The organism is Chryseobacterium sp. NRRL B-14798, from assembly GCF_050470705.1.
Classification (GTDB): Bacteria; Bacteroidota; Bacteroidia; order Flavobacteriales; family Weeksellaceae; genus Chryseobacterium; species Chryseobacterium cupriresistens.
The window spans coordinates 276,353-298,460 of record NZ_JBFLUL010000005.1 but is presented as its reverse complement, the minus strand read 5'-3'; the positions used below and the strand labels follow the sequence as shown (position 1 = coordinate 298,460).

At 36.7% G+C, this 22,108-nt stretch carries 20 protein-coding genes; 11 read left to right on the top strand and 9 right to left on the bottom strand.

The window, feature by feature from the left end; translation table 11 throughout:
• Positions 1–29 precede the first annotated feature (29 nt).
• From AB1278_RS01810 to rplU, 3 genes are all read right to left on the bottom strand, one after another.
• Positions 30–1,282 (bottom strand): IS3 family transposase gene (locus AB1278_RS01810; protein WP_202840967.1). Its coding sequence is split into 2 segments (ribosomal slippage): positions 30–955 and positions 955–1,282, totalling 1,254 coding nucleotides; the frame shifts between segments, so codons are not numbered across the junction.
• A 107-nt stretch (positions 1,283–1,389) separates the two neighbouring features.
• A complete protein-coding gene (gene rpmA, locus AB1278_RS01805) occupies positions 1,390–1,647 on the bottom strand; it encodes a 50S ribosomal protein L27 (RefSeq protein WP_002984034.1) in 258 nt (85 codons plus the stop codon).
• A 12-nt stretch (positions 1,648–1,659) separates the two neighbouring features.
• The gene (gene rplU, locus AB1278_RS01800) at positions 1,660–2,238 is read right to left on the bottom strand and encodes a 50S ribosomal protein L21 (RefSeq protein WP_110011737.1); all 579 of its coding nucleotides are present in this window, start codon (positions 2,236–2,238) and stop codon (positions 1,660–1,662) included.
• Positions 2,239–2,422: 184 nt separating this feature from the next.
• On the opposite strand from rplU, the gene AB1278_RS01795 reads away from it, so the two are divergent.
• Together AB1278_RS01795 and AB1278_RS01790 are read left to right on the top strand one after the other, a co-directional pair.
• Positions 2,423–3,310: a metalloprotease gene (locus AB1278_RS01795; RefSeq protein ID WP_137905702.1), complete on the top strand. Its 888-nt coding sequence runs from the start codon at positions 2,423–2,425 to the stop codon at positions 3,308–3,310.
• 146 nt (positions 3,311–3,456) lie between these two features.
• Positions 3,457–4,554, top strand: a complete 1,098-nt coding sequence (locus tag AB1278_RS01790) for an acyltransferase family protein (protein ID WP_202840939.1) — start codon at positions 3,457–3,459, stop codon at positions 4,552–4,554.
• A gap of 12 nt (positions 4,555–4,566) precedes the next feature.
• Here the strand turns inward: AB1278_RS01790 and AB1278_RS01785 are convergent, their stop codons facing one another.
• Positions 4,567–5,736, bottom strand: a complete 1,170-nt coding sequence (locus AB1278_RS01785; RefSeq protein ID WP_202840940.1) for a porin — start codon at positions 5,734–5,736, stop codon at positions 4,567–4,569.
• Positions 5,737–5,937: 201 nt separating this feature from the next.
• Between AB1278_RS01785 and AB1278_RS01780 the strand changes: the two genes are divergently transcribed.
• From AB1278_RS01780 to AB1278_RS01755, 6 genes are all read left to right on the top strand, one after another.
• Complete coding sequence (locus AB1278_RS01780; protein ID WP_110011741.1) at positions 5,938–6,516, top strand: tRNA-(ms[2]io[6]A)-hydroxylase; 579 nt, start codon at positions 5,938–5,940, stop codon at positions 6,514–6,516.
• Positions 6,517–6,539: 23 nt separating this feature from the next.
• On the top strand, positions 6,540–7,157 hold the full coding sequence (locus AB1278_RS01775; protein ID WP_047377240.1) for a DUF502 domain-containing protein: 618 nt from the start codon (positions 6,540–6,542) through the stop codon (positions 7,155–7,157).
• 93 nt (positions 7,158–7,250) lie between these two features.
• Positions 7,251–8,627, top strand: coding sequence for a tryptophanase (locus tag AB1278_RS01770; protein WP_202840941.1), 1,377 nt, complete (start codon positions 7,251–7,253; stop codon positions 8,625–8,627).
• A 327-nt stretch (positions 8,628–8,954) separates the two neighbouring features.
• Positions 8,955–10,031 (top strand): FAD-dependent monooxygenase, encoded by a 1,077-nt coding sequence (locus AB1278_RS01765; protein ID WP_202840943.1) that lies wholly within the window; start codon positions 8,955–8,957, stop codon positions 10,029–10,031.
• Positions 10,032–10,033: 2 nt separating this feature from the next.
• Positions 10,034–11,191, top strand: a complete 1,158-nt coding sequence (locus AB1278_RS01760; protein ID WP_343643334.1) for a pyridoxal phosphate-dependent aminotransferase — start codon at positions 10,034–10,036, stop codon at positions 11,189–11,191.
• 161 nt (positions 11,192–11,352) lie between these two features.
• Complete coding sequence (locus AB1278_RS01755; protein WP_429812022.1) at positions 11,353–13,782, top strand: TonB-dependent receptor plug domain-containing protein; 2,430 nt, start codon at positions 11,353–11,355, stop codon at positions 13,780–13,782.
• A 169-nt stretch (positions 13,783–13,951) separates the two neighbouring features.
• Here the strand turns inward: AB1278_RS01755 and AB1278_RS01750 are convergent, their stop codons facing one another.
• Positions 13,952–15,169, bottom strand: coding sequence for a PQQ-dependent sugar dehydrogenase (locus AB1278_RS01750; RefSeq protein ID WP_429812019.1), 1,218 nt, complete (start codon positions 15,167–15,169; stop codon positions 13,952–13,954).
• Between the two features lie 370 nt (positions 15,170–15,539).
• On the opposite strand from AB1278_RS01750, the gene uvrB reads away from it, so the two are divergent.
• A complete protein-coding gene (gene uvrB, locus AB1278_RS01745) occupies positions 15,540–17,531 on the top strand; it encodes an excinuclease ABC subunit UvrB (protein ID WP_202840951.1) in 1,992 nt (663 codons plus the stop codon).
• 81 nt (positions 17,532–17,612) lie between these two features.
• Here uvrB and AB1278_RS01740 read toward each other — a convergent pair whose 3' ends face one another.
• From AB1278_RS01740 to AB1278_RS01725, 4 genes are all read right to left on the bottom strand, one after another.
• Positions 17,613–17,849 carry a DUF3820 family protein gene (locus AB1278_RS01740; protein WP_110011748.1) on the bottom strand — a complete coding sequence of 79 codons (237 nt, stop codon included), beginning with the start codon at positions 17,847–17,849 and terminating at the stop codon, positions 17,613–17,615.
• A 10-nt stretch (positions 17,850–17,859) separates the two neighbouring features.
• Positions 17,860–18,939, bottom strand: a complete 1,080-nt coding sequence (locus AB1278_RS01735; RefSeq protein ID WP_202840953.1) for an AI-2E family transporter — start codon at positions 18,937–18,939, stop codon at positions 17,860–17,862.
• 12 nt (positions 18,940–18,951) lie between these two features.
• Positions 18,952–19,677, bottom strand: coding sequence for a beta-carotene 15,15'-monooxygenase (locus tag AB1278_RS01730; RefSeq protein ID WP_110011750.1), 726 nt, complete (start codon positions 19,675–19,677; stop codon positions 18,952–18,954).
• 72 nt (positions 19,678–19,749) lie between these two features.
• Positions 19,750–20,301 (bottom strand): hypothetical protein, encoded by a 552-nt coding sequence (locus AB1278_RS01725; protein WP_238349638.1) that lies wholly within the window; start codon positions 20,299–20,301, stop codon positions 19,750–19,752.
• A gap of 218 nt (positions 20,302–20,519) precedes the next feature.
• Between AB1278_RS01725 and AB1278_RS01720 the strand changes: the two genes are divergently transcribed.
• The gene (locus tag AB1278_RS01720) at positions 20,520–21,497 is read left to right on the top strand and encodes an aminodeoxychorismate synthase component I (protein ID WP_202840956.1); all 978 of its coding nucleotides are present in this window, start codon (positions 20,520–20,522) and stop codon (positions 21,495–21,497) included.
• The gene (locus tag AB1278_RS01715) at positions 21,481–22,107 is read left to right on the top strand and encodes an aminotransferase class IV (protein WP_343643320.1); all 627 of its coding nucleotides are present in this window, start codon (positions 21,481–21,483) and stop codon (positions 22,105–22,107) included. The genes AB1278_RS01720 and AB1278_RS01715 overlap by 17 nt, the downstream gene beginning before the upstream one ends.
• Position 22,108: the final 1 nt, after the last annotated feature.

Below are 22,108 nucleotides of genomic sequence, written 5' to 3'. Positions count from 1 at the left end.
GGTTGACTAGTTTAATATTTCAAATATACTTAAATCAGAGTAGGAATTTTCCTATTCTGATTTTGTTTTTTGTATGTTTTTAATTTCACGTTATTTTTCATATGCACTTGGCTAGGGATGTTATAATTTAGGGAAAAATGAGGTCTTAAATTATTATAATAATAAATTGATTGGTCAAGCTGCTGTGAGAGATTCTTAAAGTTTTCAAAAGTATCAATCAATCCAAACTCATATTTCAGAATGCCGTTTACCCTCTCTGCTACAGCATTCTCATAAGGATCCGAGTTCTCGGTCATACTGATAAGAATATCACTTTTCCTTAACGTCTCAGTATATTCTTTACTACAATACTGCAATCCTCTGTCTGAATGATGAATTAAAGAATGTTTATACACCCTGTTCTTTATGGCTTGTTTTAATGCTTTCAATGTGGAGGCAGTCTGTAAATTATCACTTAGTTCATATCCTACAATTTTCTTTGAATAGGCATCGGTAATCAAATGAAGATAATAATTTTTCTCTTTAGTCTTCAGATAGGTAATATCTGCAACCCAAACTTTTTCTGAACATTTCAACTCCTTTTCTTTAATAATATTCGGGTATTTCTTCATCCAATGTCTGGAATTGGTTGTTTTAAAATAACTGTGTCTTCTGGGAATTAAAAGATAATTCGATCTTAAAAGTTGAAACAGCCGATCTCTTCCTATATGAAGGTCCTCTTTTGAAAAATCATTTTTAAGTAATACATAAAGTTTTCGAGTCCCTATTTTAGGCATCTTTTTACGAAGTGATAATACCAGTTCTATAATCCTTTTTTGATTATTGATAGAATCAGGCTGTTTCTTCCTTTTATAATAAGCTTGTTTACTGTATCCAAACAATCGGCAGATATCTTCCAGTGAAAGATTTGTATACGGCCTTATTTCCTGGATTGATTGGAACCAGACTTTTTTACAATTTCAATCTTCAACTCACGCTCTGCGATTTCTATAAATCTCTTAAACACTTTGAGCTCTTCTTCCTTTTTGGATAAAGCAGCTTCAAGCTCTTTAATCTTTTGTTTCTGTGGATCTTTCATAGGTCTGCCTTTACTTAATTGTTTTTCATAAGTAAAGTTACCATATTTTATTAACCAACTAGAAATGCATGAATTACCCCGAATATTGTATCGAGTTTGCAATTGGGATTTTGTATATAATCCCCGTTCATATTCAGAGACAACTTGTCGTTTGAATGCCTCACTGTATTCTTGGACAGGGGACGATGTTTTTTTTAGATTCATAAGGGTGACTAATTTTATGGTTTTTTAGTCAACCTTTTTCAGGACGAGACAGTACATAAAAAAACCTCAGTAAAAACTGAGGTTTTAATTTTTATAAAACGCTTAAATTATGCGTTTGGTTCTACAGATACGAAAGATCTGTTGTTTGCTTTCTTTCTGAAAACTACTTTACCATCTACTAATGCAAACAAAGTGTGATCTTTACCGATTCCCACGTTATCACCTGGGTGGTGCTGAGTACCTCTTTGTCTAACAATAATATTTCCGGCAATAGCTTCTTGTCCTCCGAAAATCTTCACACCTAATCTTTTAGAGTGAGACTCTCTACCGTTCTTGGAACTACCGACTCCTTTCTTGTGTGCCATTTTATTACTGGATTATTTATTAAGTGCTTTAAATTGATCGATGTTCTTAATGATAGCAGCATCAACTTCTTCATGAGTAAGAACATTCTTTTCTAATTCAACTTTAACTGCTTTACCTAAAGTAATTAAAGTTTCTCTGTTCTCTTTAGACTGAGACAAGTTGTTTTTCTTTAAGTGATAGTTCAACTCGTGATCTTCACCAAAGTTAACAGTTGCGTTGTCAGAAAGAACTTCACCTTTCACAGTTTCTTTTTTAGCAGCAGCTTTTTTAGCACCACCTTCAAAACCTGTAATACCAGTGATTACGATTTGAGTTAAAGATTGTCTGTGACCGTTTTTCACTTTGTAACCTTTTCTTCTTTTCTTTTTGAAAACGATTACTTTATCAGCTTTAACGTGGTCAAGGATCTCTGCTTCTACAGTGATTCCGTTTACAGCTGGGGCGCCTACAGTGATTGCACCGTTTACAGTAAGAAGAACTTTATCGAAAGAAACTTTTCCTCCTTTATCTCCTTTTAAACGGTTTACAAACAACTTCTGGTCTTGCTCAACTTTGTATTGAAGCCCTGCTATTTCTACAATTGCAAACATTGTTTATAAATTTTTAGTTATTTCGAGGTGCAAATATACATATAAATTTCTAAATAGCTTACAATCAAAGCAATGTTTTTTTAAATAAAACCTTATTCACTTTATTTTGATTAATTTTTTTTATTAATGTACTCACAATTAAGAGATAATTTCATAAATTCGTTTTACCAAATTGATATTATATATGAAAAGAAACTTTAATCTCTGCTTACTAGCAGGTGCCATTGCTGTAACTTCATTGACAGCATGTAGTGATGACCAAATGGACAACAATGTTCAACCTCAACAAGAAGCACTGAGTGCAAAAGTTGATCAGCCGGGAACTACTGAAAAAGGATGCTCCTATGTAGACAACAACTGGAGCACCAATTCAGTCTTACTGACCGGGCTTCAAAACTCCACAGACACCAATTTTATGAACGGCCAGATGACCAGAATTGCAAGCATGTGGGGAAGAAGCACCCCTACTCTGCGTTTTGTAAATGATCCGTCCAATTTCAATTCAACCTACAATGCTATTTCCTACTCAACAGGAAAGATCTATTATGGGTACGCTATTTATTATGATGCAAAATCAAAAGGCGGCGATATTGTAAACGCAATGATTCTTGCTCATGAATACGGACATCAGCTGCAGTATATTTTCAATCTTCCTTCTGTATCGGAGTCAACGTACAGACCAAACGAGCTTGAGGCAGATGGTTTTGCAGGATATTATCTGAGAAGACCTAACGGGTACAATAAAACCAGCTTCCCGGAAATTGCGGCAGCCTATGAGTTTGCTCAAAGTATCGGTGACTATCAGACAACAAATGTAAACCACCATGGAACACCAGCGCAGAGAAGATCAGCAGTTCGTTTAGGATTCCTTCTGGGCCAGTACGATCTTAATGCCTCCAATTTCGATTACAACTTCTTTTATTATTATCAGGGAGTTTTAAATGGTACTTATAAGATGGCTAAAAACACAGTAAATCCTGAAATTGATGCCTACATGAGTCAATATATAGATGAGCTGAGAAAAATTCAGACAGGAGAAATTTCTGCTGAAGAATTTAAACATCTTCAATAAACGAGAACATTCATTTTTAGCATATTTAAGAAAGGAGGCGGGCAGTATGTTCCGCCCCTTTTTTGTTTAAAAAATCTTTTATGTCTTAAACAATCAATTTGTTTGTATTTTTGAAAAAATTACAAAGAACTTCCAACCCACCTATAATGAACAGAGATCTCTATATTGATTTCGCCAAAGGACTGGCAACACTTTCCATCATATTTATCCATACCGCTTTCTGGTCTGGACAATTTTATATTCCCGCTGAAGTAAGAGTTTTCTCGCTTGTTTTTGACGTAGCTCTTTTTTATGCTTTGAGCGGAATCACTTCGGGAGCGAATATTGAAAAAACATTATATCGTCTTCTGAAACTCCAGATCACCTATATGATTTTTGTGACTTTCCTGTTCTTTTTAGATTACTTCTTTAAAGTGTTTGGCCTGAGTTTCTTTTCCATGGAATGGCTGCAGAACTTTTATTCAACATTTGGATCCAAATACTCCGCAACCAGTGTTTCAGCATACCCTCAATGGGAAAATCTCGGAAACTGGTATCTTCATCAGTACACCAATGCCGACACGTTTCCGGTAGTAATGGGAAGCTTCTGGTATTTAAAAGTCTATTATGTACTTACCGTTTTCGGTGTACTTATTTTAAGGTTCTTCCCGAAACATATCAATTGGTTCATCGGACTTTGTATTGCTCTAACCTTGCTATTCAATATCTTCCCGGAATATTACCCAACAGGACAAGTGGGATATGTTGCTTTCTACCTTGCTGTTTTTTTAACAGGACACAAAATGCGTGGAAAAAAGATCTCCACCAAAGCAATTCCTGTACTATATGCACTTACAGGAATGGCTCTTATATGGATGTTCTGGTACTATGGAGGAGATATTTTCTACAAAATCAATAGAAATAAATTCCCGCCGAAAATCCCTTATATCATCTGGGCATTATTCTCTCTGGTAACCTTATTTGTTCTTTACAACCGGCTGAAGATCACAAAAGAAAACTTTATTACCTATATCGGGAAGAATGCTATTTTCTTCTATTTTGCACAGGGAATAAGCTCTTCGCTCGTTTATTTCCTGGTAGTTCCACTAAAAGAAAATATGCCATGGAGGCTTTTAATGCTCATTATTTATGGGATTAATATTATTTTAGCCTTCATTATTTCAGCAGGATTGAAAAAAGTAGATGAAACAGGCTGGAGACTTTTAGAATACTTCAGGAAAAACACAGCCATTAATAAATCATAATAATTATATCTTTTAAAGGTCAAAATTTTTAATGAAAGTTTTGGAGAGATCAATTTTTAGTCCAAGAGTAAAAACACTTTTTTCTCTTTCTCCCAATGATGTTTTACCCATAGAAATTCTTTGTTCTGAATAAATCTGGACAAAATTAAAGGGGTGATAAGAAACACCAACAATACAATCATTCCTTTTAAAACCCGGATCCAGATGATACTGCCCGGAAATTATTTCTGTATTTTTTATGTCCGGGACATATAAATTATATCCCGCAAGAATAGAAAACTTATCAAGTTTATATTTTCCAAAAAACTCCAGTCCTTTAGCATTGAATACCATAATTGATTGAGCTACCTCCATTCCAGGGTTCTGATAAAAACTCTGTGAAAAATCTCCGTTTTTATGCAGAACAAAAAGAACACTCCAATCCAAAATTTTCCCGGTGTACTTTGCTCCTAAAGAAAAATAAGTGGGTTGGCCGGTAATACCTATTGCCCCGCCATTCTGTATTAGACGGTCACTCAGAAAAGCCCTGTTATAAGCTGCTCCGGCAAAAAAACCATCTGTAATTTTATATTGAACAGAGCCACCAAATCCATCAATAAAATGATCATTATTTCCCCCTCTGGCCTGGATCTGCCCTCCGATATACAGATTTCCAAAGCGGTTACGGTAAATAAGGGCCTGATCCGCACGTCCTGTTCCGGTTTCTCCACCATCAGTACCTCCGACAAATGTAGCAGATGCTCTTGCCCCAAAAACATTAAACCGGTCAGTGTAAGAAGTGATGTCCCGATAAACACCCCATTGCTTCCCAATGGTAAGGATTCCATATTTCCCCAGATCAATTCCCAAATAACCAAGCCTATTACCGAAAACCTGTCTAGATTGTGAGGATTCTATCGAAACAAATCCACTGGAAAGGCTTCCATCCACATTAAATGAGGTACTTCCACGAAACATATTTAACTGCACTTCTCCGCCTGCAATAAAACCCAATGTTCCTTTTTTGATATTCAGCTCCATTCCGATTCTTGATGCATTTTCCTGAAGTTCCATTTTATGGTCATACACTGCCATATGACCGCGAAGACTCGCATAGGGTCTTAGAGATATTTCAACTGAATCTTTTACATTTTGACCATAGACAGGTAGTCCTTTCACCGTAAAAAGTAATGAAAATAGCATGGGCAAATAGTATTGTCTAATCATTGTGATTGAGTCATTAGTTTTTTTATTACCGTAAAATAACAGGATATCATTAATTCATATTTGCAATGCTACAAAAAAGACAGTTCTGATTGTACAAAATTCAATAGAAAATAAAATCTGTCACATCAGAAGCATTAAATATGTCCAATTTGTTTAAATTTACAAAAAATTTACAACATGTTTAAGTTGAAACTACCTACCGACCCAAGGTGGGCAAATATTGCAGAAGGAAACATTGGAGAAATTTTAACGGATCATGCCTGGTGTGAGCAAAAAGCAGCAACCAATGCAATAGGCCTGATCACGATGCTTCCGGAATATCCTGAGATTGTAACAGAACTTCTTGCCATTGCACAAGAAGAACTGGATCATTTCAATCAGGTACATGAAATCATCAAAAAAAGAGGCTTTACTTTTGGAAGAGCAAGAAAAGATGATTACGTGAATGAGCTGGCAAAATTTATCATTCAGGGAAGCAGAGAAGACCTCATCGTAGACAAAATGCTGTTTGCCGCAATGATTGAAGCCAGAAGCTGCGAGAGATTCAAAGTTCTTACCGAAAATATCAAAGACGAAGAGCTTAAAGTTTTTTACAAAGAACTGATGATTTCCGAAGCCAATCATTACACTACTTTTATCGGCTTTGCAAGACAACTGGGAAATCCTGAAAAAGTAAACAAACGTTGGGAAGAATGGCTGGAATATGAGGCCAGCATTATTAAATCCTACGGAAATAAAGAAACGATTCACGGTTAAAATAAAATAGTAAAGAATACACCTTGAAGAAGCCAAGCTTTGAAAATATTGCCAATCTGTTCCTGAAGAATTTTTTTCAGGGGTTGGTTATCATTGGGCCTATCGGGCTTACTATTTTTGTGATCTGGTATATTGTAAGTGCGATTGACAACCTTGTGCCTTCTCTTGCCAAGCAGATTCCGGGGCTTGTATTTGTATCTATCATCCTGTTTACGGCTATTCTGGGGTATTTAGGAAATAAATTCGTAGTCGGAAGATTCTTTTTCGACACGATGGACAGCTTGCTGGAGAAAACTCCGGGAGTAAAACACATCTATACTCCTACGAAAGACGTCATGTCTTCATTTGTAGGCGACAAGAAAAAATTCAACGATCCCGTATGGGTAAAAACCAATGAAAATCCGGAAATCTGGAGAATTGGCTTTTTAACTCAAAAAGAAATGTCGGACGTTGATAAGCATAATTACGTTGCGGTATATCTTCCCCACTCGTATGCCATCTCGGGCTGGGTAATTGTTACTGAAGAAAAAAACATCAAACCTGTAGTAGGAATGACAGCAGCTTCTGCCATGAAATTTGCTGTGAGCGGCGGTGTAGCCGGATTCCATTCTGATGAAAATATATTTAAGGCTCCGGAATAATCCCTTTTCCGACTTATCTATACATTGATGAATTTTGAAAAATTATTTTCAAGCACATTTTCTTTACAAACAATTTAAAACATAATTTAACTCATGAATTTACCGTACGCGGAACCTTTCCGCATTAAAATGGTGGAAGAAATCTATCAATCCACCAGAGAAGAAAGAGAGCAATGGCTTAAAGAAGCTAATTATAACCTTTTCAACCTAAGATCTTCACATGTTTATATTGACCTGCTTACCGATTCAGGAACGGGGGCTATGTCTGATAAACAATGGGCTGCTTTAATGACCGGAGATGAAAGCTATGCCGGATCACGTTCTTTTGAACAATTACAAAAAACTGTTGAAAGAATAACAGGATTCAAATATTTATTACCAACCCACCAGGGAAGAGCTGCTGAAAACGTCCTTTTCTCAGTATTGGTAAAAGAAGGTGATGTAGTTCCTGGGAACTCGCATTTTGATACGACAAAAGGTCATATCGAATTCAGAAAGGCACATGCAATTGACTGTACGATAGACGAAGCTTTTGATATTAATGATCTTCATCCTTTCAAAGGAAATATTAACCTTGAAAAACTGGAAGAAGTTTATAAAAGCCATCCTAAAGAAAACATCCCTTTCTGTTTAATTACCATTACCTGTAATTCTTCAGGAGGACAGCCTGTTTCTTTGGAAAACATGAAGGCAGTAAAAGCCCTTTCCGACCAATATGGAATTCCTGTATTTTTTGATTCAGCGAGATTTGCTGAAAATGCTTACTTCATCAAACAAAGAGAAGCAGGACAGGAAAACAGAAGCATTAAAGATATCTGTAAGGAAATTTTCTCTTACGGAGACGGAATGACTATGAGTTCTAAAAAAGATGGTTTAGTAAACATCGGAGGATTTATAGCTTTGAGTAACGAAGAAGTTTTCAGAAAAGCATCCAATTTCACCATCATTTACGAAGGTTTTATTACTTATGGAGGAATGGCGGGAAGAGATATGGCAGCATTAGCTGTAGGTCTGGATGAAGCTACTGAGTTTGCTTATCTTGAAAGCAGAATCTCTCAGGTTGAATATCTGGGTAATAAATTAATTGAATACGGAATTCCTGTTCAAAAGCCTATCGGAGGACATGCTGTATTCATCGATTCTTTAAACTTTCTTCCAAATGTATCCCGTGAAGAATATCCGGCTCAGACATTAGGGCTGGAAATTTATAAGGAGGCAGGGATCAGAACTGTAGAAATCGGAACATTATTGGCAGACAGAGATCCTGCTACTAGAGAAAACCGTTATCCGAAGTTAGAGCTGGTACGACTGGCTATTCCAAGAAGAACCTACACCAACAACCACATGGATTATATTGCTGCTGCTATCAGAAACGTATATGAAAGACGTGATGAAATAGCAAAAGGATACAAGATTACGTGGGAACCGGAAATCTTAAGACACTTTACTGTTCAGCTTGAAAAAGCTTAATCATAAAACCGGAATTTCTTCCGGTTTTTTTATGCACCAAAACTAAGCGTTTTTAAGCAAAAAACAATCTTAATTTCACATTACCACTTAAATAAATTAAGGCTATTTAAATATTGAAAAAAAAATCTTTTTTATAAATAAATATAAACCAAACATATACTTTTATTATCCGGCTTATCTTACTCTTTTTATCTTATTTTTCAGGAAATCAAAATTAAATTAAGCCGTTTTTTGAAATAGTGAATGTTTTTAATTTAATTTTGTATTGATCTAAAGGATTAAAAAAATACTTAAAAAACCAACCTGAAAAATACTTTATTCCGAAAAATGAAGAAAATTGCTGTCGTGGGCGCCGGTATTTCCGGCTTAAGCATGGCGAATTACTTAGAAAAATACAATATTGATTATCATATTTACGAAAGGAGAAAAAAGAAAGATCTGGCAGGTCACGGCTTTCTCATTCCGAAAGAAGGAATGGATTATCTTTATCAGATCATTGATCCTGATCTTCTTCTCCAACATGGAAATTTTCTGAAAAAATACATCCAATATTCACACACCGGAAAAATTCTCGCAGAAAAAGAACTGAACAATGTTTTCGCCATTTCAAGGCATGCATTAATCAGTTTACTGACACAAAACCTTACTCCAGGCAAGATAACTTATGAAGAAACTATTATTCCTGATGAGCTGCAGAATGGAAAACTGAAACTTTCTGACGGAACTGAGATTGACGCTGATATTGCAGTGATCTCTGATGGCTCCAGAAGCCGGATCAGAAGAAATCTTTTTCAAGATGAAATCATGAGAATAGTAAGAGAAAGTGAAGTCGTCAATATCATTCAGAATAAAGAAATTGCGGATGTTATTGATAATGACTTTATGAAGTTTCACCACGAGGAAGGTGGACTGACTTTCGGTATTCTCAAGCTTTCTGAAGATACCATCCTTTGGTATTCACAGTTTGATAATCAAAAATATATGATCAGTGAATGTTCCGCAGAAAACTTAAAGAAATATATGCTTGACATTTTCGAAAACTGGCATCCTTTAGTCCCGGAAATTATACAGAAATCACATTATAAAAATGTACATTTATGGAATGTATATGAACTGGAAGAGTTAAACCCTTTTTACAAAGATAATTTCGTATTCATCGGGGATGCAGCGCACCCACTTATTCCATTTACCAGCCAGGGAGTTACCTCAGCTCTGAAAGATGCCTTTGTATTAACGAAATACTTAGTTGAAGAAGAAAACATGCAGAAAGTCTTCCATAAATATGAGGCAGGCAGAAAGCCCGAAATAGAGATTCACATTCATAATGGAAGAACATTGCTTAAGCAGTTTTTACTCCCGCTCCATCAACAGACTGAAAATATTTTACCTATATCCTATAAATAAATATGTTTACCAATAACGACATCAACTTTGAAGCCCTGAAAAGAAAAGCCTACAACGGAAGATGGGCCACCCTGGCAGACGGAATCATTCCTCTTACGGCAGCCGATCCCGATTTCAGAACAGCTCCTGAAATAGAACAGGGAATTATTGAATACCTGAAAGACGGATATCTAAGCTATGGGCCATTTTCCGGACTTCCTGAGTTTAAGAAAAGCGTTGCAGATCATTTTAATACAGAAAAGCATGGTAATTTCTCCCCAGAAAATGTTTTGGCAGTGAATAGTGCTGCTCAGGGAATGTTTCTCATCGCATCCTATGTTCTTAACCCCGGAGACGAAGCCATTATTCTGGATCCTGTTGATTTCCTTTTCAAAAAATCAGTGGAAACAGTAGGCGGAAAAGTAATGCTTTGCCCAGTAGATACAACAACAGGAGACATTGATTTTGAAAGCCTGGTTTCTTTAATTAACTCCAAAACCAAACTTATCAGCCTATGCAACCCGCACAATCCGCTTGGAAAAGTGTATTCTAAAGAAGTTTTAATACAAGTGGCGGAAATTGCATCGGCTCATGATCTTTGGGTAATGAGTGATGAAATCTGGAGTGATATTATTTATGATGATAAAGACTTCCATACCTATTCTTCCGTTTCAGAGAAGGCAAAGAGAAAGAGCTTTACCGTTTACGGATTTTCAAAATCATTCGGAATAGCAGGATTAAGAATAGGTGCTATCTTATGTAATGACCAAGATATTCTTGAAGACTTCACAGAAAAATCCAATTTCAATTCCACAATAGAAGGTGTTTCTACTTTATCGCAGATTGCAGCAAGCGTAGCTCTGGAGAAAGCGAAACCCTGGTATAAAGAGTTTCTGACGCACTTGCAAAGCAACAGAGATCTTGCGTTCAGACTATTAAGCCGTTCAGAAATTGTAACCCCTAATCTGCCCGAGGCTACGTTTGTATTGTTTCCAAAGATTGAAAACGGAATGTCAAGTGATGAGTTCGCCCAGCATGTTCTGCAGCAGGGAAAAGTAGCCATTGTTCCGGGATCAGAAAGGTGGTTCGGCAAAGGAGCCGAAGGATATATAAGAATTTGCTTTTCTACATCCACGGAAATTTTGGAAGAAGGAATTAACAGAATCATTACCAGCTTTTAACGTTAAAATTTTTAATTAAATTTGGGTAATTAATTATTATTTTTCCGAATTTATCACAAATCAATGCTAAATTAAGATATTCATACTAAATATTTAAATTTAATATGGATATAAAAATAAATATTGATAATTTTGATTAAATCATCACTCAAATTATCAATATGAAGATAAAATACATCAGCATCATTTTACTTGGAGTGTCTACCCTCTCTTATGCCCAGCAGATAAAAGACACGTTGAAAGAATCCAAGATCGACGAAGTAGCCATTACAGGAAGCCGTAACAAAAAGAGAACGGTGATTAATACGCCTGTTCCTATTGACATCATCGACATTAAGCAGGTAAGCCAGTCTACAGGGCAGATAGAAGTCAATCAGCTTTTGCAATTTTCTGCGCCCTCTTTCAACTCCAACAAGCAATCAGGATCTGATGGTGCTGATGCTGTAGATCCAGCGACTTTAAGAGGTCTTGGTCCCGATCAGACCTTACTTTTATTGAATGGAAAAAGATATCACCAGTCATCACTGATCAACCTTTTTGGAACCAAAGGAAGAGGAAACACCGGATATGACATGAACACCATTCCGATCGGTGCTATAAAAAGAGTGGAAGTTCTTCGTGACGGAGCTTCCGCCCAATACGGTTCTGATGCTATTGCAGGAGTTATCAACGTTATTTTGAATGACAGAGACAAAGGTTTTGAAGGAAATGCTTTTTATGGCATGAACCTTTTTAAAAGCCCCGGAAACAATGATGTTGTTTCTGATCACAAAGTAGACGGAACGACCTTTGATTTCAGTGGAAATTTAGGGACCAAAATAGGCTCAAAAGGCGGTTTTGGAAACTTTACAGTAGAGTTTGTTAATAAAGATTACGCCATACGAAACGCAAATCCGGATATTTACACAGCTCCAAGACAGCGTTTCGGAGATGCCAAGGCTCAAAATATTTACTTTTTCGGAAATATTGAACTTCCTTTGTCTGATGGTCTGAAATTCTATTCCCGCCAGGGTTTTTCACATAGAAATACTAAGGCTTATGCATGGACCAGAACCCCTGATGCAGACGGTAATATCCCTGAAGTTTACCCTACAGGATTTAATCCGATTGAAAACACCAGCATTACGGATTTCACATTTGACAATGGAATAAGGTTCAAAGTTGCTGACTGGGATGTAGATTTTTATAATGCTTTTGGCAACAACAGATTCACTTATCAGATCGATAATACAATTAATGCCACTTTAGGAGTCAAATCTCCAACAAGCTTTAATGCAGGAGGACATTCTCTGCTGCAGAATACAACAGGATTTAATGCCGTGAAACAATTTAAGGTACTGGAAGGACTGAATATTGCTTTCGGATCAGAATTCAGATATGAAAAATTTGATATCATTAAAGGAGAAGAGGCCTCCTATACCATGTATGATAAAAACGGAAATCCTGTTACACCAGACACCCCTGAGAGTTTACTGGTTACCAACCCTTTAAATGACAATAGCGTAAGGCCAGGCGGTTCGCAGGGATTCCCGGGGTATTCTACAGATATTGGTAAAAGCAGAAATAACTTTGCTGCCTACATAGATACTGAACTGGATGTGACTAAAAACTGGATGATAAGCGTTGCCGGAAGGTTTGAAAATTATAATGATTTCGGAAGTACACTGAATGGTAAGTTTGCTACACGATATGCATTTACTCCTCAGTTTGCTTTCCGCGGATCTGTTTCTACGGGGTTCAGGGCTCCTTCTTTGGCTCAAAAATACTACAGCCAGCAGTTTACCAACTTCCAGGAAGGTGAATTGGTGACTATTCAGCTGGCGTCTAATGACAGCAAACTGGCAAGCAGTCTCGGAATTCCTCAATTGAAACAGGAAACATCGGTGAACGGGAGTGCAGGATTCACTTTTAACACAGGAAAATTCACGACGACAGTGGATGGATATTATATTGAGGTAAAAAACAGAATTGTTCTTACCGGATATTTTACACAGGCAGACCTGCCGGCAGAAGTTCAGGCAGAAAATCCGTTTATTGATCAGGTACAGTTCTTTTCTAACGCAATTGATACGCGCACGAAAGGAGTTGATCTTATCTTAAGCTATAATGAAAATATAGGATCCGGAAAGTTGACGGCTACTTTAGCAGGGAACTATAATGATATGGAAATCACCAAAGTAAACACTTCGGAAAAGCTTGCAGGAAAAGAAGACATTTACCTGAGCGAAAGAGAAAAGGCTTTTATTCTTGCTTCTGCTCCGAAAACAAAAGTGAATTTAAACCTCAATTATAAGATCAGTAAATTCAATGCAAACCTTCAGCTGGTAAGATTTGATAAGGTCACGCTCATTGGTTATGACGGTACAGAACAGGTTTATAATCCAAAAGTAACAACAGACCTTTCTTTTGGTTATGAATTTAGTAAGAATCTCAATGTAACCCTGGGCAGTAAAAATCTGTTCAACAGATATCCTACCCTGCAAACCACTCAGGTAAGTGATGGAAACACAGAAGGTGGAGGTATTTTTGATCCTGTTCAGATGGGATTTTCCGGAAGACAGGTTTTTGCCAGACTAAATTTTAAGTTTTAAGAGAATAAAAAGAAACTGTATCAAAATGTCATTCTGAACACAGACTGAAGGTCTACGAACGTAGTTCAACAATGTAGTGAAGAATCTTATGTTATTGATTTATAAATGAGATTCTTCCTTCGTCAGAATGACAAAGGTGAAATTATTAACCTTTGATACAGTTTTTTTCCTATTTTTTTGAAATTTTATAAAGTTTACCGCTATCTGTTACGGCATACAGATTTCCATCCATTCCATTTAATACATCCCGGAAACGCTCTTTCTGATCTGCAAGAAGACGTTCTTCTCCTACTACTTTATTGTCTTTCATGACAATTCTGTCAATATGCTCACCGCTTAAACATCCGATAAACAGATTTCCTTTCCATTCGTCTATATTTCCTGTATAAAAAGTTATTCCACTTGGTGAGATCACAGGATCCCAATAATAGACCGGCTGTTCTGTTCCTTCTTTTTGAGTGATACCCTGTCCTACTTTATCTCCGGAATATTCAATTCCATAGGTTACATCTCCCCAACCGTAATTTTTTCCGGGTTGGATCAGATTGATTTCATCACCACCTCTTGGCCCCATTTCAACATCCCAGAGATTGCCATTGGGATCGATAGCCATTCCTTGCGGGTTTCGGACTCCATAAGCATAGATTTCCGGTTTATATCCTGATTTTCCGATAAAAGGATTTCCCGGAGCCGGTTGCCCATCCTTTGTAATTTTTAAAATTTTCCCAAGATAATTATCTGTTTTCTGGGCATATACACGGGTAACTTTATCTGATCTTTCTCCTGTGCTGACAAATAAATTTCCATCTTTATCAAAAGCAAGACGGCTTCCATAATGTTTATCTCCATCATAAGAAGGTTCTGCACGGAAAATAACTTTTACCTCTGAAATACTTTTAAGATCTGCCGAAAGCTTGCCTTTCGCAACAGATGTTAAGTTTCCTTTTCCAAATGGTTCCGAGAAGCTGAAAAAAATAATACTATTGGTTTTAAAATCAGGATCAAGAGCGACATCCAGCATTCCGCCCTGCCCTTTTGAATCTACTTTTGGAAAGCCTTCTATTTTGGAGACCTGCTTTCCATCTGGTGAAACAATATTCATGTACCCATTCTTATCGGTGACTAAGAATTTTCCGTCAGGTAAATTGATAATGCCCCAGGGCCTTCCCAAATCTTTATTTAGTATTTCAATATTATAGGCTGTTGTCGACTTTACAGCCTTAATTCTTGTCTGTCCTTTAAATGCCGGCCTGTAATCAGAATTAGGGTTTTCTGTTTCTACACTTCCGTCATTTCCTGTCTTTTGAGCATTCGCATGATTCTCTTTGCACGAAGATAAAAAAAGAAAAAGGCTTACTACAGGAATGTAAAATGAATTGATTTTCATATTATTATGATTAGGTGTAATACAACGAATGGAAAAATAATGCCAATAACCATTTAGGAGAAAATGAAATTCTGAACCGGGAACTTTTAAAAACAGTCACTGAAATCAGTAATGAAACAGTATGGATACCTGCAGTGAAAGATGGAAAAGCCATTGCTTCAGTATTGAAAGTTTCCGCAACGATGACTTTTAACCGACCCTAACAATAAAGCGCTACTTTTAGCGCTTTCAATTTTTCTTAATCAGACAACTTCAAAAAATCAAAAATTAAGGTTTGATAAGTTAAAATTTTATTATCAAAATATTCACCTTCAAAACATTATACAGCCTAATAATTTCTTTCGTATTTTTGTTGTATACATTCTTTTCTATGGATTTTAAGCTTCACTCAGAATATAAACCTACCGGAGACCAGCCTCAGGCAATTGAAAAACTTACTGAAGGAATAGAGATCGGTGAAAAATATCAAACGCTTCTGGGGGTAACAGGTTCCGGAAAAACCTTTACTGTTGCGAATGTTATACAAAAAGTACAACGTCCAACTCTGGTACTGGCACACAATAAAACGCTTGCTGCACAGCTCTTCATGGAGTTTAAAGAATTTTTTCCCGAAAACGCAGTGGAATACTTTGTCAGCTACTATGATTACTACCAGCCCGAGGCCTATATTGCTACCACAGGAACTTATATTGAAAAAGACCTGAGCATCAATGAAGAGGTAGAAAAACTACGTCTTTCTGCAACTGCCAGCCTTCTTTCGGGAAGGAGAGACGTTTTGATTGTAGCTTCTGTTTCATGTATTTATGGTATCGGAAACCCTACGGAATTTCATAAATCTTTGATTTCTATCGCCATTGGTGAGAAAGTGACAAGAACTGCACTTCTCCATTCGCTAGTTAATGCACTGTATGCCAGAACACTGAATGAATTCCAGAGAGGAACATTTCGTGTAAAAGGGGACGTCATTGATGTTTTCCCTGCATATACTGATAATGCAATCAGAATTCAGTTTTTTGGAGATGAAATTGAAAAGATTCAAAGTTTCGATCCTGTTACTGGAAATGTAGAGGATAATTTTGATCAGATCCAGATTTATCCTGCCAATCTTTTTGTAACATCGAAGGAGACCTTAAATGGCGCCATTAAAGAGATTCAGGATGACATGGTAAAACAGGTTGATTTCTTTAGCTCTGTCGGGAAGCCTTTAGAAGCAAAACGCCTTCAGGAAAGAACAGAACTGGATCTTGAAATGATTAAAGAACTGGGCTATTGCTCAGGAATTGAGAACTATTCAAGGTATCTTGACGGCCGTCTTCCGGGAACGAGACCCTTCTGCCTGATTGATTATTTCCCTAAAGACTTTTTAATGGTTATCGACGAAAGCCACGTTACCGTTCCACAGGTTCATGCCATGTACGGAGGAGACCGAAGCAGAAAAGAAGCATTGGTGGAATACGGTTTCAGACTTCCGGCAGCAATGGACAACAGACCTTTAAAGTTTGAAGAATTTGAAGCTATTCAGAATCAGGTTATTTATGTTTCTGCTACACCTGCAGATTATGAACTGGAAAAAACGGGAGGCACTTATATAGAACAGATTATCCGTCCTACAGGGCTTTTAGATCCGATTATCGAAGTAAGACCTTCACTGAACCAGATTGATGATCTGATGGAAGAAATCCAGAAAAGAGCCGATGCGGATGAAAGAGTACTGGTGACTACTTTAACCAAGAAAATGGCGGAAGAACTTACCAAGTACTTCACCAAATTCGGAATCAGAACGAGATATATTCACTCAGATGTAGAGACCCTGGAGCGTATTCAGATTATGCAGGATCTTCGTTTAGGGCTTTTTGATGTATTGATTGGGGTTAACTTATTAAGAGAAGGTCTGGATTTACCTGAAGTTTCTCTGGTTGCCATTCTGGATGCTGATAAAGAAGGAATGCTGAGAAGCAGAAGATCAATGATCCAGACCGTAGGGCGTGCCGCAAGAAACGTGAACGGAAAAGCAATCATGTATGCAGACAAAATCACAAAATCTATGCAGGCTACCCTGGATGAAACCGAATACCGCCGTGCCAAGCAAATGCAGTACAATGAAGAGCACGGTCTGAAGCCAAAAGCATTAAATAAAAAGATATCCGAAAATCTCGTAGGAAGAAGCAAAGACTTCCCTGATGAAAAATATACACAAAAAGAAATCCTTCAGAAAGTTGCCGAAACAAAGGCAACCTACGCTACCGAAGATATCGAGAAAATGATTGCCCAGAAACAAAAAGAAATGGAAGCGGCAGCAAAAAATCTCGACTTTATTAAAGCTGCCAAGCTGAGAGATGAAATTTCAGCATTGAAAGCGTAAAAGGATTAATGATAAAATAATTTCGGCGGCATCTTCGATGCCGCCGAAACTATATACTAAAATGGGTATTTTTTAATTTTTTTATAATCCATTCCTTACTGCTGCCCTGATAGGAGTCAAAAGATCCATCAATCCGTTTAACTTGATTTCGTAAACCGTTGAAAGCTGCATTCCCAATTTTCCTTTTGGCATTCCGTTTTTATTAAACCATTCCAGATAGCTGATGGGAAGATCCACCAGAACCGTTCCTTCATATTTACCGAAAGGCATTTTCATGACACAGATTTCTTTTAATATTTCGGGATTAAGTCCTTCCACTTTTATATAATTAAATTAATTGTTCTTTAATATCATCCTGAGCAGGCAGTTCAAGATCCGGAGGAGTATCTTCATCCGAAAATTCGTTTCTGTATACCTGTACCAGAAGAAGTGTCAATGAGATCAGAATAGGTCCGAAAATCAACCCCATAAACCCAAACAGATTCATTCCCATGATGATTCCGAATACGGTATTCAATGGGTGAATATTTTCCAGTTTCTTTAAAAGGGTAAAACGTAGAAGATTATCAGTAAGTCCTACCACCACAAGGCAGTAGATCGCTAAACCAATTCCTTGTCCGGTATTACCTTCAGCAATCATAAAAATACACACCGGAACGTAGATAATAGCCGTTCCTACCACAGGAATTACAGAAGCGGCAGCCGTTAATGCAAAAAGCAATGCTGCTCCCGGTGCACCAAAAATCAGATAACCGATGAGAGCTACAACCCCCTGCCCTACCGCTACAACCGGAATTCCGATAGCATTTGCCATGATTAATTTTCTCATTTTATCGCCGATCAAAGAGATATTTGCTCTCTTCAGCGGAGCGGAAGAAGTCAGAATCTTTTCAAAGAGCCTCGGTCTTTCCAACATAAAATAGAGAATAAAATACATGGACATCACAACTGTAAGCGTATTGAATGTCCCGCTGACTGCAGAAGTAGAAAATTTTCCTACATTATCTTTCAGTTTTGCCATATTTTCTTTGCTCAGAATATCAAACCCTGTTTTTGAGAAAATATAAGCATGTATTTTATCCAGGAAAACATTGAACTTGGCCATATAAGCCTGTGCATTTCCCAGTTTATCAATAATCAGATCGGCAATAAAATAGATCGGAAGAATAAGAACAATAAGACTTGCAAACATCAATGCAAAAGCAGCCAGTGACGGTTTCCATTTCTTTTCTTCCTGCAGATAAAAATTATACTTTCTGCAGACCACATAAATGGTAATCGCTCCCAGAACCGAGGGAATAAACAATGCCAGATTAAAGCAGATCAATCCGGTCAATACCAGAATGATGGCCAGTAACGACATCTGCTTTATCGCAACACTGCTTATTTGTTTGTCCTTATTCATCATGTATTTTATATTTTATTTGCTGTACATAATCTGTCTTGGTTTTCCTAAGAAAGCGCAATACGTAGAGTACATTACAATCATAATAAACGGAGCAGTCAGGATAATCCCTATTCCACAAAGAATAATTCCTGCAATAGAAATCAAAAATCCTAAAAATCCAGTTAATAAGAAAGTTCCATAATTTTCTTTAGCAATATTGAACGACTTTGATAAAGCCTCTGTAGCCGAAGCATTTTCAAATAACAGAATCGGATATCCTATTAAAAGGAAAGGATATACAAAAATGATAGGCAGAACGCATAATGCCAAAGCAATGGAAGAAATTATCCACGCAAGAAGACTATAAATCAAAATGTTTACAAAATTCTGGCGGTATCCGATAAAAAGATCAGAAAATTCAATCGGACTTTTGGTATTGTATTTATTGACCATATAGATCAATCCTACATACAAGGGAGATAATAAAAGGCCGAAAAGGCTGGATGCTCCCATATATAAAGGTAGTCCCGGAGCACTCCAGTAATTAAAATCTCCTCCTGATTTCATTTCTTCCACCATAGAAGCAGAGTCAAACCCGGTAAGCATTTGAATAACAGAGCCTCCGATCAGGTAGATGATCATAGCTACAATTCCGTAACCGAAAACGCCTTTGTACATTTCAAAAGCATGAGAAATAATTGATCCCGTTTCTCTGTTGGGTACAGAGCCCTGCTGATCAAATTCGTTAAATTCAGACATAGTTTAAATATTTAATGATTTTACCAAATTTACTTTTTTTTAGTAAAAAATCCCATTAAACACGAATGAATTTTAACTTTTCTCTGAAAAAACTGTTTTATACAATGAGTAAATCATTGCATTCCAAAAAGGAAAAGTAAATAATCCTCCAATAAAAAATAAGGCAAAGCCCAAGTACTTAAATAGAAAGGCAACGATTACACATACCGTTATTTCCAGAAAATACATTCTGAGTGCTTTAAAATTTAGGGAAATGGATTCAAAGATTCTTTTATTGGTAAAAAACATCAACGGAGCAACAAATACAGTTGCTATCACCCAAACAATTCCAAGAATAATAGTCTGGGCAGCATTGATATAAATGAAAAACCAGAAAATATAATATCCTATGTACTTAAAAAAGTTAAGTCCATTATATCCCACCAGTAAATCTCCCAGTTCCAGCTTTTCTTTAAGATCAATTTTTCTGTAAATCTGATAAAACCCAATATTGAGAGGATAAAGAAAAATCATAGTTCCCACAATCATCAGAGAAAAATTCTGAAATTCCGGAGTAGAAACCATTTTAGTATATTGTGCAGCATAGGCCTGCATACCATCCTTAAGATACTTGCTAGTTTCCATGTACTGGCTCAAAATATTATATTTGAGATCTGCGGCGAAAAATACTGTGAGGAAAATTCCAAAGTAAAAAATGGAAAACATCAACTGAAAAACGAGTGTTTTATTCCAATAAAAAAAAGCCTGCTTCAATATAAAATCTATTCCCGGTTTCTGAGGATATTTGTTCTGCATCATAAAAAATTTATGCAAAAGTAAACATCAATAAGTACTTTTGCAGAATGTTTTCAGTGAATCATCAAAAATTTATGGAAATGGACGAACTTTCCCTTCGGAAAGTTCCCTATTTTTTCATCATCGACTTTCTCTCGGAGAATGTTGAAATCTATCAGGAAAATGAAATTGAAAAACAGGGTTTAATTGTTGATTTTCAAGAATTTTCAACCTCAAAAGAAACTCATGCGCTGAATAAAAAAGTAGTTTGGAAATCCTTTCCTGAAACATTGGAGAGCTTTCAGGCCGGCTTTGATAAAGTTCAGAAAAATATTCTTTTGGGAAACTCTTACTTAGTAAACTACACTAGAAAAACACGTATTGAGACTAATTTAACCCTGGAAGAAATTTTTTATCATTCAAATGCGAAATACAAAGTTTTTTATAAAGATTTTTTTGTATTTTTTTCTCCGGAAACTTTTGTAAAGATCATTGACGGAAAAATTTTCACCTATCCCATGAAAGGAACCATTGATGCATCTATTGAAAATGCAGCAGAAATTCTTAAAAATGATAAAAAGGAGAAGGCAGAACATTACACGGTTGTAGATCTCCTCCGGAATGATCTAAGCATGGTAGCTGACGATGTAAAGGTGGATCAGTTCCAACAGATTGATTTTATCAAAACCCGGCAGAAGGATCTGTATGCAATGAGTTCCGAAATTTCAGGGATGATAAAACCTGAATATGAGGGAAAAGTAGGAAGTATTATGAAGAAACTGCTTCCCGCAGGCTCTATTTTAGGAGCTCCCAAACCTAAAACACTGGAAATTATTCTGGATGCGGAAGGGTACGACAGAGGATATTACACGGGAATCTGTGGTTGGTTTGACGGCCAAAATGTAGACAGCTGTGTAATGATACGCTTTATTGAAAAAGAAGAAGATCAATTGTATTTCAAAAGCGGAGGCGGTATAACGCACATGAGCAAATTAGAAGACGAATATCAGGAAATGAAAAATAAAATCTATGTCCCAATTCATTGAAAGCATTAAAGTAGAAGATCAGGAGGTTTTTCTATTGGATCTACATCAGAAACGTGTCAACCAAACATTTTCCCATTTCGGGAAAGAAGACTCTATTGATCTGGCCAAGATCTATAAAAATCTGCAGCATGATGAAGATGGTCTTTTCAAGCTGAGAATTGCTTATGACCTTGATAAAAAGATCAGAACACAGATGATTCCTTATGCGATTCCCGAAATACAGGACTTTCAGCTGGTGGAAAACAACAGCTTTGATTATTCATTCAAGTTTGAAGACCGCAAAGAGCTTGATAAAATGAAGATGAAAGCAAAAGCAGAAGAAATTATCATTGTTAAAAATAATCATATCACTGAGACCTCTTTCTCCAACATTTTATTTTTAAAAGGAAAAGACTGGTTTACCCCTTCTACTTACCTGTTGAACGGGGTGCAGAGACAACATCTTTTAAAGCATAAAAAGATCAAAGAAACGGAGATCACTTTACAGAATATAAAGCAATTCACCCATTTCCAGATCATTAATGCATTGAATGATTTTGATGATATGTTTATCTATCCTATCGATAGAATTATCAATCTGCCGGGGAGTGAAGAATATCTTGACCTTTAAA

What these genes read in the sequence shown, in the direction of transcription:
- rpmA (WP_002984034.1), bottom strand. Translation starts at nt 1,647, where the DNA reads ATGGCACACAAGAAAGGAGTCGGTAGTTCCAAGAACGGTAGAGAGTCT.
- rplU (WP_110011737.1), bottom strand. Translation starts at nt 2,238, where the DNA reads ATGTTTGCAATTGTAGAAATAGCAGGGCTTCAATACAAAGTTGAGCAA.
- AB1278_RS01795 (WP_137905702.1), top strand. Translation starts at nt 2,423, where the DNA reads ATGAAAAGAAACTTTAATCTCTGCTTACTAGCAGGTGCCATTGCTGTA.
- AB1278_RS01790 (WP_202840939.1), top strand. Translation starts at nt 3,457, where the DNA reads ATGAACAGAGATCTCTATATTGATTTCGCCAAAGGACTGGCAACACTT.
- AB1278_RS01785 (WP_202840940.1), bottom strand. Translation starts at nt 5,736, where the DNA reads ATGCTATTTTCATTACTTTTTACGGTGAAAGGACTACCTGTCTATGGT.
- AB1278_RS01780 (WP_110011741.1), top strand. Translation starts at nt 5,938, where the DNA reads ATGTTTAAGTTGAAACTACCTACCGACCCAAGGTGGGCAAATATTGCA.
- AB1278_RS01770 (WP_202840941.1), top strand. Translation starts at nt 7,251, where the DNA reads ATGAATTTACCGTACGCGGAACCTTTCCGCATTAAAATGGTGGAAGAA.
- AB1278_RS01765 (WP_202840943.1), top strand. Translation starts at nt 8,955, where the DNA reads ATGAAGAAAATTGCTGTCGTGGGCGCCGGTATTTCCGGCTTAAGCATG.
- AB1278_RS01760 (WP_343643334.1), top strand. Translation starts at nt 10,034, where the DNA reads ATGTTTACCAATAACGACATCAACTTTGAAGCCCTGAAAAGAAAAGCC.
- AB1278_RS01755 (WP_429812022.1), top strand. Translation starts at nt 11,353, where the DNA reads ATGAAGATAAAATACATCAGCATCATTTTACTTGGAGTGTCTACCCTC.
- AB1278_RS01750 (WP_429812019.1), bottom strand. Translation starts at nt 15,169, where the DNA reads ATGAAAATCAATTCATTTTACATTCCTGTAGTAAGCCTTTTTCTTTTT.
- uvrB (WP_202840951.1), top strand. Translation starts at nt 15,540, where the DNA reads ATGGATTTTAAGCTTCACTCAGAATATAAACCTACCGGAGACCAGCCT.
- AB1278_RS01735 (WP_202840953.1), bottom strand. Translation starts at nt 18,939, where the DNA reads ATGATGAATAAGGACAAACAAATAAGCAGTGTTGCGATAAAGCAGATG.
- AB1278_RS01730 (WP_110011750.1), bottom strand. Translation starts at nt 19,677, where the DNA reads ATGTCTGAATTTAACGAATTTGATCAGCAGGGCTCTGTACCCAACAGA.
- AB1278_RS01725 (WP_238349638.1), bottom strand. Translation starts at nt 20,301, where the DNA reads ATGGAAACTAGCAAGTATCTTAAGGATGGTATGCAGGCCTATGCTGCA.
- AB1278_RS01720 (WP_202840956.1), top strand. Translation starts at nt 20,520, where the DNA reads ATGTTTTCAGTGAATCATCAAAAATTTATGGAAATGGACGAACTTTCC.
- AB1278_RS01715 (WP_343643320.1), top strand. Translation starts at nt 21,481, where the DNA reads ATGTCCCAATTCATTGAAAGCATTAAAGTAGAAGATCAGGAGGTTTTT.